This window comes from Streptomyces sp. enrichment culture, from assembly GCF_964273255.1.
In the GTDB taxonomy this organism is placed as follows: domain Bacteria; phylum Actinomycetota; class Actinomycetes; order Streptomycetales; family Streptomycetaceae; genus Streptomyces.
This window is the reverse complement of sequence record NZ_OZ186835.1, coordinates 1,524,628-1,536,584: the sequence shown is the minus strand read 5'-3', so window position 1 is coordinate 1,536,584 and position 11,957 is coordinate 1,524,628. Positions and strand designations below refer to the sequence as shown.

Below are 11,957 nucleotides of genomic sequence, written 5' to 3'. Positions count from 1 at the left end.
AGCCGGATCGAGCCCGACCGAGCCCGACCGAGCCCGACGGCCCCGTCCCGCCCGCCGGGTGACGTGGTCACCCCGCTGCCGCCCCGGCCGCCGTCACCGCCTCCGCGGTTGCTCCGGAGGCGTCAGGGTCGCCGTGAACCGGTAGCGCGAGCCCCGGTACACCGAGCGGACCCACTCCACGGGGGTGCCGTCCTCGTCCCGCGAGTGACGGGACAGCAGCAGCATCGGCAGGCCCACGTCGGTGCCGAGCAGTCCGGCCTCCCGCGGGGTGGCGGGGGACGTCTCGATGGTCTCGTCGGCCACCGCGAGGCGCACGCCGTAGACCTCGGACAGGGTCGAGTACAGGGAGGCGCTGCGGGACAGATGGCGGCGCAGGTGCGGGAAGCGCCGCGCCGACAGGTGGGTGGCCTCGATGGCCATCGGCTCGCCGCCGGCCAGCCGCAGCCGTTCGATGCGCAGCACCCGGTCGCCCCGGTCCACCTCCAGCAGCGCGGCGAGATCCTCGTCGGCCGGGACGTATCCCAGGTCCAGGACCTCGGACGCGGGGTGGAGTCCCTGCGCGCGCATGTCCTCGGTGTACGAGGTGAGCTGGAGGGTGCGGTACACCTTGGGGCGGGCGACGAAGGTGCCCTTGCCCTGGATGCGGTCCAGGCGCCCCTCGCTCACCAGCTCCTGCAGGGCCTTGCGGACGGTCGTGCGGGAGGTGCGGAACTCGACCGCGAGCAGACGTTCGGCCGGCATCGGAGCACCGGGGCTGCGCTCCTCGGTCATGCGCAGCAACCGCTGCTTGATGCGGTAGTACTTCGGAACCCGGCCGACACGGCCGGTGCGGCCGGGCGCTGCCCCCGGGTCGGCCGGGGCGCTGCTGACGTCCGTGCTCATGACCTGCCTTCCGCCTGGTGTCCGGCGCGCGGACGGCAGGTGCCGGCCGCGGTGCACGTCGGCGGACGGCCGGTGTCGGCGCCGCACGCTCGGCGGTCCCGTTATAACCGCGCCTCGCCCGGTTGGTCTAGTCCAACCCTCGACGCGTCCGAGTTTGGGTGGAATCCGATGCCCCAATTGACGTTGCCGTGCCGTTATCGACTGCCGCGCATTCGACCCTTGACAGGGCCATAGGTCTAGGCCAAGCTCCCCTTGCTGGTCTAAACCATTTAGAGGAAGCCGGGTCCCAGCCCGCCGAGCTGTTGCGCCGTTGTGAGGGTCACCGCCGAGGGCGTGGGTGTGCAAGGCATTCCTGAGGAGGGGTGGCGCGTGAAGCGCAAGCTGATAGCCGCGATCGGAGTCGCGGGCATGCTGTTCTCCGTGGCCGCGTGCGGCGGGAACGACGGCGACGGAGACAAGAAGGCGGGCGCGGACGGTTACGCCGGCCAGACGCTCACGGTCTGGGTGATGGACGGCTCGTCGCCGGACCAGTGGCAGAAGGACCTCACCGCCGAGTTCGAGAAGAAGACCAAGGCGAAGGTCAAGTTCGAGGTCCAGCAGTGGAACGGCATCCAGCAGAAGCTGACCACCTCCCTGTCCGAGGAGAACCCGCCGGACGTCTTCGAGATCGGCAACACCCAGACCCCGGCCTACGCCAAGACCGGCGGCCTCGCCGACCTCGGTGACCTCAAGGCCGAGATCGGCGGCGAATGGACCGAGTCGCTCAACGAGTCGTCCGTCTACGAGGGCAAGCAGTACGCGGCGCCCTGGTACTTCGCCAACCGCGTCGTCCTCTACAACAAGAAGGTCTGGGCGGACGCCGGCCTCAAGGACACCCCCAAGACCCGCGACGAGTTCTACGACGCGCTCAAGACCATCGGTGAGAAGACCGACGCCGAGCCGATCTACCTGCCGGGCCAGAACTGGTACCACTTCGTCGGCCTGGTGATCGGCGAGGGCGGCGAACTGGTCAAGAAGGACGGCGACACGTACGTCTCCAACCTCGACGACCCGAAGGTCGCCGCCGCCGCGGAGACCTACAAGAAGTTCCAGGCGCTGTCCAAGGCGCCCAAGGACAAGGACGAGGCCACCCCGCAGCAGGGTGAGGTCTTCGCCGACGGCAAGGTCGGCGCGTTCATCGGCATGGGCTGGGAAGCGGGCATCGCGACCGAGGCCAACCCGAAGATCGAGAAGGACATCGGCTACTTCACCATCCCCGGTGCCACGGCCGACAAGCCCGAGGGTGTCTTCCTCGGCGGCTCCAACCTCGCCGTCGCCGCGGGCAGCAAGAAGCAGGAGCTCGCCAAGGAGTTCCTGAAGATCGCGCTCTCCGACAAGTTCGAGGGCCAGCTCGCCAAGCTCAACGGCGTCATCCCCAACAAGGAGTCGCTGCAGAGCAACCTGGAGGGCAACGCCCCCGCCGAGGCCGCCGCGCCGGCCGCCGCCGTCGGCGGCACCACGCCGCTGATCCCGCAGTGGGCGGCCGTGGAGAACGACCCGAACCCGATCAAGACGTACCTGACGGCCGTCCTGAACGGCAAGACCCCGGCCGAGGCCGCGAAGCAGGTCGAGGGCGAGTTCAACAAGCGCCTGGCGCAGCAGCAGTAGCCGCACAGCGAGCGCACGGAACGGGCGGGGGCCGGCCACTCGCCGGCCCCCGCCCGGCGTCGAGTATGTCGAGAAGAGAGATCGCGAGCATGACCGTGCAGACCGAACGGCCGCCCTCCGGCCCGGCGGACGTCCGCAAGGCGGACACCGCAGGGCCCGGCAGGCCGACACCGAGAGCGGCGTCGCGCGCCGGCGCGCTCGCCCCGTACCTGTTGCTGCTGCCCGCCTGTGTGGCCTCCGTGCTGCTGCTCGGCTGGCCGCTGCTCAAGGACGTGCTGCTGTCGTTCCAGAACCTCAACATGACGCAGCTGATCCAGCGCGCCACCGAATGGAACGGAGTCGACAACTACCAGGCGGCCCTCACCAGTGAGGACTTCTGGCGGGTCACCCTTCGCTCGATCCTCTTCACGGCGGTCAACGTCGCCCTGATCATGGTGCTGGGCGCACTGGTCGGACTGCTGCTCGCCCGCCTCGGCAAGTGGATGCGGTTCACCCTGCTGCTGGGCCTGGTCCTCGCCTGGGCCATGCCGATCGTGGCCGCCACCACCGTCTACCAGTGGCTGTTCGCGCAGCGCTTCGGCGTCGTCAACTGGGTCCTGGACAAGCTCGGCTGGCACTCCATGGCCGACTACAACTGGACCAGCAGCCAGATGTCGACGTTCTTCGTCATCACCCTGCTGATCGTGTGGATGTCCGTCCCGTTCGTGGCGATCAACCTCTACGCGGCGACCACCACCATCCCCAAGGAGCTCTACGAGGCCGCGTCCCTCGACGGCGCCGGCGCCTGGCGGAGCTTCACCACGGTCACCCTGCCGTTCCTGCGGCCGTTCCTCTACGCGACCACGTTCCTGGAGGTCATCTGGGTCTTCAAGGCGTTCGTGCAGGTCTACCTCATCAACAAGGGCGGTCCCGACCGGCTCACCGAGATCCTGCCCGTCTACGCCTTCGTCGAGGGTGTCGGCAACCAGCACTACGGCATGGGCGCGGCGATCGCCGTCCTGACCATCGCGATCCTGCTCGGCCTGACCGCCTACTACCTCCGGATCGTGCTCAAGCAAGAGGAGGACGAGCTGTGAAGCGCTCGCTCTTCGGCCGCCTGTGGCCCAACGTCACGGCCGCCGTCCTGTTCATCGGCTTCGTCTTCCCCGTGTACTGGATGTTCAACACGGCCCTCAAGCCGACCGGCGACATCCTCTCGGAGGACCCGGTCTGGTTCCCGGCCGACCTGACCTTCGAGCACTTCAGCACCGCGATCAACGTCGACCACTTCTGGACCTACGTCACCAACTCGCTGACCGTCACCGTCCTGGCCGTGGTCTTCTCCCTGGTGATCGCGCTGGCCGGCTCCTTCGCCCTGGCGCGGATGCGCTTCAAGGGGCGGCGCGGCTTCATCATCGGCTTCATGCTGGCCCAGATGGCGCCGTGGGAAGTCATGATCATCGCGATGTACATGATCGTGCGGGACGCGTCCATGCTGAACAGCCTGGTCCCGCTGACGCTCTTCTACATGATGATGATCCTGCCCCTCACCATCCTGACGCTGCGCGGCTTCGTCGCCGCCGTGCCCAAGGAACTGGAGGAGTCGGCGATGGTCGACGGCTGCACCCGGGCCCAGGCGTTCCGCCGGATCATCCTGCCCCTGCTCGCGCCGGGCCTGATGGCCACCTCGCTGTTCGGATTCATCACGGCGTGGAACGAGTTCGCGCTCGTCCTGGTGCTCAACAAGGACCCCGAGTCGCAGACCCTGCCGCTGTGGCTGTCCAGCTTCCAGAGCCAGTTCGGCAACGACTGGGGCGCGACCATGGCCGCCTCGTCGCTCTTCGCCATCCCGATCCTGATCCTCTTCGTCTACCTGCAGCGCAAGGCCGTCAGCGGCCTCACCGCCGGCGCCGTGAAGGGATGACCGCCACCCCATGACGACATTCACCACCGGCACCGACACCCTCACCCGGGACGCGCTCGCCGTCCTGCAGCCGGGCTTCGACGGCACCACCGCGCCCGACTGGGTGCGCCGCCGCCTCGGCGAGGGCCTCGCGTCCGTCGCCCTGTTCGGCCGCAACGTCGCCACCGCCGAGCAGGTGACCGCGCTCACCGCCCAGCTGCGGGCCGAGCGGGACGACCTCCTGGTCGCCATCGACGAGGAGAGCGGCGACGTCACCCGCCTGGAGGTCCGCACCGGCTCCTCCTTCCCCGGCGCCCACGCCCTGGGCGCCGTCGACGACACCGCCCTCACCCGGGACGTCGCCCGCGAACTGGGCCGCCGGCTCGCGGCCTGCGGCGTCAACTTCAACTGGGCTCCCTCGGCCGACGTCAACGCCAACCCCGCCAACCCGGTCATCGGGGTGCGCTCCTTCGGCGGGGACACCGCCCTGGTCTCCCGGCACACCGCCGCCTACGTCGAGGGCCTGCAGTCCACCGGCGTGGCCGCCTGCGCCAAGCACTTCCCCGGGCACGGCGACACCAACGTCGACTCCCACCACGCCCTGCCGCACATCGACCTGGACGCCACCACCCTGCACGAGCGGGAGCTGGAGCCGTTCCGGGCGGCGATCGCGGCCGGCACCCGGGCCGTCATGAGCGCCCACATCCGGGTCCCCGTGCTCGACCCGGAGCGCCCCGCCACGCTCTCCCGGCGCATCCTCACCGGCCTGCTCCGCGAGGAACTCGGCTACCAGGGCCTCATCGTCACCGACGGCATGGAGATGCAGGCGATCTCCGGCACGTACGGGCTGGAGCACGGCGTGGTCCTCGCCCTCGCCGCCGGTGCCGACGCGATCTGCGTGGGCGGCGGGCTGTGCGACGAGGGCACCGTGCAGCGCCTGCAGGACGCGCTCGTCACCGCCGTCCGCGTCGGCGAACTGTCCGAGGAACGGCTCGCCGACGCGGCCTCCCGGGTCCGTGAGCTGGCCGCGTGGACGGCGAGCGTCCGCGACGCACCCGGCACCGCCGCCGCGGCGCGGCCGGAGATCGGCCTCACGGCGGCCCGCCGCGCGGTCACGGTCACCCGCACCGGTCCCGCCGCACCGGTCGCCGGCCCGGTGTTCGTGGCCACGTTCAGCCCGGCGCCCAACATCGCGGTGGGCGACGAGACCCCCTGGGGGGTCGGCGCGGAACTGGAGCGCCTGCTGCCCGGCACGGCCTCCGGCACCTTCACCGGGCCCGACGCCGGGGCGCGGGCCCTGAAGGCGGCGGACGGGCGCCGCGTCGTCGCGGTGGTCCGCGACGAGCACCGGCACCCCTGGATGGGCGCCGCCCTGGACACGCTCCTGGACGCCGGACCGGACACCGTTGTCATCGAGATGGGCGTACCGCAGTCCGCCCCGCGCGGTGCCCTGCACATCGCCACCCACGGCGCGGCCCGGGTCTGCGGGGTGGCCGCCGCGGAAGCGGTGGTCGCGGGCTGACCGGGCGACGCGCCCGCGGCACACGCGTGACGGGCGCCCGGAACACGGCCCTGCCGCGTCCCGGGCGCCCGTCGTGTGCGTCAGGCCGTCGTGCGCGTCAGGCCGCCGTGTGCGTCAGGCCGCCGGCTGCATCAGCCGGGCCAGCAGGTCGTCCAGGGTGACCATGCCGACGAGACCGCCCCCGCCGTCGCGGACCACCGCCAGGGTGGAGCGGCGGCGGCGCAGCACGTCGATCGCGTCGGCGACCGTCGTGCCGACCGTCACCTCGGGCACCGGACGGGCCAGTTCGCGGGCGCTCGTGACGCGCCCCCGGGCCCGGGCCACCAGGGCGTCCCGGGCGTGCACCGAGCCGAGCACGGCGCCCCCGTCCCGCACCAGCAGCCGCGTCCGGTCATGAGCGGCCGCCACCCGCAGCAGCTCCTCCACGCCCGCGCCGCCGCCGACCGAGACGATCCGCGCGGCGGGCACGGCCAGTTCACCCACCGGTGTCTCCGGCTCGGTCAGCGACCGGGTCAGCAGCTGCGAGTCCGCCGCGCTGATCAGGCCGAGCCGTTCCGACTCCGCCACCAGATGCGTCAGCTGCTCCCGGTCGTGGACCGAGGCCAGCTCGTCGCGCGGGGTCACCCGGCACATCCGCACCAGGACGTTGCTCACCGCGTTCAGCACCCGGATCAGCGGCCGGACGGCCTTCACCAGGGCCCGGAACGGCGGCGCGAGCAGCATCGCGGAGCGCTCGGGGTGGGCGATGGCCCACGACTTGGGCGCCATCTCGCCGACCACCATGTGCAGGAACACCACGACGATCATCGCGACGGCGAACGCCACCCCGTAGCTGAGCGCGCTGGGCAGGCCCAGGCTGTGCAGCAGGGGGTCCAGTTCGTGCGAGATCGCCGGCTTGGACACCGAGCCCAGGCCCAGGGTGCACACCGTGATGCCCAGCTGCGCGCCGGCCAGCATCAGCGACAGTTCGCGCATCCCGGCGAGCGCGGCACCGGCACCGCGCCGCCCCTCGGCCGCCGCCTTCTCCATGCGGTGCCGCTTGGCGGCGACCAGCGCGAACTCGGCGGCCACGAAGAACCCGCTGCCGACGAGCAGCAGCACGGTCACGAAGAGAGCCGTCGGGAAACTCATGACCCCTCCTCGGCCGGGTGGAGCTCACCGGTGAGCGACGTGATCCGGACGCGTTCGGCCACGTGCCGGTCGAGCGTGCGCACGTCCAGCACCGCGTGGCCGCCCGCGGGCAGTTCGACGGTCACCCGGTCGTCCACCGTCGGGAAGCGGCCCAGCCGGTCCACGATCAGACCGGCCACCGTCTCGTAGTCGTCCTCCTCGGGCAGCCGGACCCCGGTCGCCTCGGCGACCTCGTCCAGCCGCCGTCCGGCGTCCACCAGCCAGCCGTCGCCGTCGGCCACCGCGAGCTGGGCGACGGTGTCGCTCTCGTCGGCGATGTCCCCGACCAGCTCCTCGGCGATGTCCTCGTAGGTGACGATGCCGGCGACACCGCCGTGTTCGTCGAGGACGACGGCGAACTCGTCGTCCTGCTCCCGCATGCGGGCCACCGCGTCCGGCAGTTCCAGCGTGTCCGGCAGCAGCAGGGGCCGCCGGGCCACGTCGGCGGCGGTGGCCCCGGCCAGCCGGGCGGCGGGCAGCGCCATCAGCTCGCGCACCCCCACCACGCCGGTGACGTCGTCGGGGTGGTCGCCCAGCACGGGGTAGTTGGAGTGGCCGTGGGCGGCGATCAGCCGGACCGCCTCCTCGGCGCCGGCGTCCCCGCGCACGAACACGGCGTCCCGGCGCGGCACCATCACCTCGTGCAGGGTGCGCTCGGAGAACTCCAGCGCGTGGTCCAGCAGGGTGGCGGTGTCCCGGGGCAGGGCGCCGTTCTCGTGGGACTCGCCGATCAGGTGGCCCAGCTCCTCCAGCGTGGCACCGTGGTGCAGCTCCTCGACCGGCTCGATGCCGACACGGCGCAGCAGCCGGTCGGCCGCCCCGTCGAAGATCCGCACGACCGGGCCGACGACCTTCAGGTACGCCAGGGTGGACCCGGACAGCGCCTTGGCCAGCCGCTCCGGCACGGCGATCGCGAGGTTCTTCGGGGCCAGCTCGCCCAGCACCATCTGCACGACGGTGGCCAGGACGAACGCCAGCACCACGGAGATCCCGCTCACGGCCGCGTCGGGCAGCCCCACCCCGGACAGGGCGGGCCGCAGCAGGGCGGACACGGACGGCTCGGCGATGAAGCCGACGACCAGTCCGGTGACGGTGATGCCCAGCTGCGCGCCGGACAGCATGAAGGACAGCCGCTCCAGCACCTTCAGCGCGCGGGCGGCCTGCCGGTTCCCGGCCTCGGCCTCACGGGCGAGGGCGAGCCGGTCGGCGGAGACGTAGGCGAACTCCTGGGCCACGAAGTAGCCGGTTCCGGCGGTGAGCACGAACACGGCGAGCAGGCCCAGCAACGCTTCGGCGGCACTCATCGAACACCATCCCGTCGCGTGCCGCGGTCACTCGAGAGGTGACGGGATGGTCGGGGACTGGGTCCCGGGGGGTCCGTCGATCTGGCGGACACAGATGCACTCCTCATCAGGGGTCGGTCTCGGATCCAACGATTATGACCGGACCCGTGTTCCCGGGCGGGCCGGGCCGATGCCGACGGGCACCGGCCCGGCCCGGGACGTGCTGCGATCCGCGGCCGGACGTCCGGACGGGAGTGCCGGTTCAGAGATCGAACTCGTGCGGCGGCAGGTCGAGCGCGTAGCAGGCCTCGCGGACGACCGCCCGCTCGTCCTGGTCGAAGTCGCCGTCGGCGCCGCCGATGACGATGCCGATCTGGATCACGGCCCGCGCCTCGGCCGGCTTCTTCTTGGCCTTGGCGACCTCCTGCAGCACGCTCACCTTGCCGAACGCGAAGTCGGCGGTCAGCTTGTTCAGGTTGTCCTCGAAGCGCCGGCGCAGGTCGTCGGCGGGGAAGTTCTGCAGCACGTCGTTGCCGGCGATGAGCTGGGCCACGCGCTGCCGCTCGGACGGGTCTACGGTGCCGTCGGCCGCGGCGACCAGGGCGCACATGGCCATGCTCGCGTCCCGGAACGCACCGCTCTTGAGGTCGTTCTTCTTCGCCACCAACTGGTTCTGCATCTGCGACGCGGAATCCTTGAGTCGGTCCCACAGGGCCATGCCCACTCCATGTATCTCGGTGTGCTCGGGGGGTTCCCGGTTCGGTTCGGTCGGAGCACCCGGCCCACGACGCGGACCCGGCCCCCCATGTCTACAGCACTGTAGAAACTAGCGGTCGGGTGCGGAAGTTCCCCTCGGGGGCTGCCGGAGTGCGGTGCGGGTGGACGTGCGTGCGCGGACCGGGTGCCGGGTGTGCCCGGTGTGCCGGGCGTGCGGTCGCAGGCGCGCGGGGCGGTGCGGCGTGACGTGCGGCCGGCCGGTCGCCGTGGCCCGTGAGGGGCGGGCCGGACCCGGCGGTGGCAGTCCGGCGGCGCGGCGGCTGTCCGGCCGTGCCGTGCGGCCCGTGCGGTGGCCGTCCGTCGATGGCGGAGCGTGTCGTTATTGGGCCGAACGGGTGACCATGCGTAAGAATTGCCCGATGCAGACTGCCAGCGCGACCCAGGACGGAGCATGCCGGTGAGCAGCCACGACGTCACCGACGAACAGTGGGCGGGGCTCGCCCAGGTCGTTCCGCTGCGCGGCCGCGACGCCTGGCCGTCCGCGGTGGACCACCGGTCCGTGCCCGAGGCCGAGACACAGGCGCGCCGCCGTTTCGTCGTCCTGCGCGTCAACGTCTTCGCGGACGCCCGCGACGTCGCCGAGACCCTGATGTCCGGCATCCCCGTACTGCTCGACCTCACGGGCGCCGAGACGGAGGTCGCCAAGCGGGTGCTGGACTTCAGCACCGGCGTCGTCTTCGGCCTGGCCAGCGGCATGCACCGGGTCGACCGCAATGTGTTCCTGCTCACCCCGGCCGGCACGGAGGTGACCGGTCTCATGGAGGAGGCGGGGGTCCCGGGGGTCTGAACCGAGGTGATCCGGAGTCCGCGGGGGCGCGGAGACGACCGCGACCTCGGCAGCCGGTGGTGGTCGCCGGGACCTCCGCGGCCCGAGCGGAGCGGCCGGCCCACGGCGACCGGCCGTCCCCGCGCACGGCCCGCCCGCGCCCGCGCCCGGGACCGGTCCCGCGCGCGGGCGTGACGGGGTGCGGGAGGGCGTGCGTGGCGGCGGGACCCGCCTCGCCGTTCGTGGGAAGACCTCCCGAGCGGAACGGTTCGCCGCGCGAAGACGGTCCTACCGTCCCGTCCATGACCCCGCCCTCCCCGGCCCTCGGCCGACTCCGGCCGCCGGCCCCGGACACCCTCCCGCCCGACGCCGCCCCGGCGCCCCGCCACCCCGAACGGCCGCGCGTCACCGAGCTGTTGCTGTCGGCGTTCGCCGGACACCGCGGCACCGTCCTGCCGTTCGGACCGCTCACCCTCCTCGCCGGCCCCAGCGGCAGCGGCAAGAGCAGCGCCCTGCGCGCCTACGAGGCGCTCGCCCGGCTCGGCGGCGGGGCGCACCTCGGCGAGGCGCTCCCGGACCCGGGCGCCTGCGTGCCCGAACGCTCCCGGCCCGACGCCCAGCACCGCCGCGGCTTCCGCATCGGCTGCACCGCCGACGGTCCCGAGGGGCCGGTCCGGCTCGAAGTCGCCGTCCAGGCCGAACCCGGTCTGCGCATCGTGGGGGAGCGGCTGACGGCCGGCGGACGGGTCCTGCTGGAGACCGCGCTGCGCGACCCCGCGCGGCGCGTGGTCCAGGCCGCCTGGCACACGGCCGGCTCGACCCCGGTCACCCGCGGCCCGCTCCCCGACGACCGCCTCGGCACCGCCCTGCTGCCGCTGCGCGTCGCGGGCCGGACGCCCGGCCAGCGCAGGGTGCTCGCCGCCGCCGAGCAGATGGTCGTCGCCCTGCGGTCGGTCTTCTCCTGCGACCCCCGGCCCGGCCGCATGCGCGCCCCCGTCCCGGCCGGCGGCGGGCGGCTGCAGGGCGGCTGCGACAACCTCGCCGACGTGCTCCTGCGCACCCGGACCGAATGCGGGCGGCGGCACGCGCTGCTCGTCGCCGCCGTCCGCGCGGGGTGCGCCGGACCGGTCGTCGACCTGTTCGCCGAACCGGCGCCCGGCGGGCGGGTCCGGGCCCTGCTCGACCGCGGCACCGGCGTGCGCACCGACCTCGGCCGGCTCGGCGACGGCGAACTGCGCTACGTCGCCCTCGCCCTGGTCCTGCTCACCGGCCCCGGCGTGCTGGAGGTCGACGCGCCCGGCGAGGTCCCCGCCGCCCTGCAGACCCTCACCGTGCTCGCCGACGGCCTGGACCGGGGGCTCGACCCGGTCCAGCGCGCGGAGTTGCTGCGCCTGGCGGCCCGGATGTGCGAGCGGGGGCACATCCGGCTGACCGGCACGGTGAGCGACCCCTCGTGGGCCGCGGGGGTGGAGGGAGTGACGGTGGTACACCTGGACCGTGACTGATCCGCACCACGACGAGCCGCCCGCGCCCCTCGACCTGCCGGGACTCCAGCGCCGCCTCGCCGCGTTCGCCGCGGCGCGCGACTGGCAGCCGTACCACACGCCGAAGAACCTGGTCGCCGCCCTCAGCGTCGAGGCGTCCGAACTGGTCGAGATCTTCCAGTGGCTGACGCCGGAGGAGTCGGCCCGGGTGATGGACGACCCGGACACCGCGCACCGCGTCACCGACGAGGTCGCCGACGTCCTGGCCTACCTCCTGCAGTTCTGCGAGGTCCTGGGCGTCGACCCGCTGGCCGCCCTCGCCGCGAAGATCGACCGCAACGAGGACCGCTTCCCGGTCTGAGGCGGACAAGGGGGAGTCTCCTGCTCCGTTTTCACTCTCCGCAGCGGAAAGCGGTCTCGTCTCCTGTTCGTATCCCCAGATTTCGGCCTTCCCCTGGCTTTCTGTTGCGGACTCTCTCACTCTGGGTAATGGACAAGGGAGTTCACGTGGACGCGTGGGCAGCGCGTTCGGACCGGACGGGGG

The 11,957-nt window shown here is 72.5% G+C and carries 11 protein-coding genes; 7 read left to right on the top strand and 4 right to left on the bottom strand.

Translation table 11 applies throughout. The features are described from left to right. Nucleotides 1–93: 93 nt before the first annotated feature. The gene (locus tag ACSU53_RS06605; RefSeq protein ID WP_437025503.1) at nt 94–882 is read right to left on the bottom strand and encodes a GntR family transcriptional regulator; all 789 of its coding nucleotides are present in this window, start codon (nt 880–882) and stop codon (nt 94–96) included. 369 nt (nt 883–1,251) lie between these two features. Between ACSU53_RS06605 and ACSU53_RS06600 the strand changes: the two genes are divergently transcribed. From ACSU53_RS06600 to ACSU53_RS06585, 4 genes are all read left to right on the top strand, one after another. Continuing rightward, a complete protein-coding gene (locus ACSU53_RS06600; protein WP_437025501.1) occupies nt 1,252–2,529 on the top strand; it encodes an extracellular solute-binding protein in 1,278 nt (425 codons plus the stop codon). A gap of 89 nt (nt 2,530–2,618) precedes the next feature. Further along, nucleotides 2,619–3,605, top strand: a complete 987-nt coding sequence (locus ACSU53_RS06595; RefSeq protein ID WP_437025499.1) for a carbohydrate ABC transporter permease — start codon at nt 2,619–2,621, stop codon at nt 3,603–3,605. Further along, the gene (locus ACSU53_RS06590) at nt 3,602–4,432 is read left to right on the top strand and encodes a carbohydrate ABC transporter permease (RefSeq protein WP_437025498.1); all 831 of its coding nucleotides are present in this window, start codon (nt 3,602–3,604) and stop codon (nt 4,430–4,432) included. Before ACSU53_RS06595 ends, ACSU53_RS06590 begins: the two co-directional genes overlap by 4 nt. A 10-nt stretch (nt 4,433–4,442) precedes the next feature. After that, nucleotides 4,443–5,933, top strand: coding sequence for a glycoside hydrolase family 3 protein (locus tag ACSU53_RS06585; protein ID WP_437025496.1), 1,491 nt, complete (start codon nt 4,443–4,445; stop codon nt 5,931–5,933). A gap of 114 nt (nt 5,934–6,047) precedes the next feature. On the opposite strand, the gene ACSU53_RS06580 is transcribed toward ACSU53_RS06585, so the two are convergent. The 3 genes from ACSU53_RS06580 to ACSU53_RS06570 form a co-directional block, all read right to left on the bottom strand. Continuing rightward, entirely contained in the window at nt 6,048–7,064 is a 1,017-nt protein-coding gene (locus ACSU53_RS06580; protein WP_437025494.1) for a hemolysin family protein, read from the bottom strand. After that, nucleotides 7,061–8,407 carry a hemolysin family protein gene (locus tag ACSU53_RS06575; protein WP_437025492.1) on the bottom strand — a complete coding sequence of 449 codons (1,347 nt, stop codon included), beginning with the start codon at nt 8,405–8,407 and terminating at the stop codon, nt 7,061–7,063. The genes ACSU53_RS06580 and ACSU53_RS06575 overlap by 4 nt, the downstream gene beginning before the upstream one ends. A 241-nt stretch (nt 8,408–8,648) precedes the next feature. Beyond that, nucleotides 8,649–9,104: a tellurite resistance TerB family protein gene (locus tag ACSU53_RS06570; protein WP_437025490.1), complete on the bottom strand. Its 456-nt coding sequence runs from the start codon at nt 9,102–9,104 to the stop codon at nt 8,649–8,651. 450 nt (nt 9,105–9,554) lie between these two features. Here ACSU53_RS06570 and ACSU53_RS06565 point away from each other — a divergent pair, with 450 nt between their 5' ends. The 3 genes from ACSU53_RS06565 (at nt 9,555) to ACSU53_RS06555 (ending at nt 11,774) form a co-directional block, all read left to right on the top strand. Next, nucleotides 9,555–9,950: a cell division protein SepF gene (locus ACSU53_RS06565; RefSeq protein WP_437025488.1), complete on the top strand. Its 396-nt coding sequence runs from the start codon at nt 9,555–9,557 to the stop codon at nt 9,948–9,950. Between the two features lie 281 nt (nt 9,951–10,231). Next, entirely contained in the window at nt 10,232–11,434 is a 1,203-nt protein-coding gene (locus ACSU53_RS06560) for an ATP-binding protein (protein ID WP_437025486.1), read from the top strand. Continuing rightward, nucleotides 11,427–11,774 (top strand): nucleotide pyrophosphohydrolase, encoded by a 348-nt coding sequence (locus ACSU53_RS06555; RefSeq protein WP_437025484.1) that lies wholly within the window; start codon nt 11,427–11,429, stop codon nt 11,772–11,774. Before ACSU53_RS06560 ends, ACSU53_RS06555 begins: the two co-directional genes overlap by 8 nt. Nucleotides 11,775–11,957: the final 183 nt, after the last annotated feature.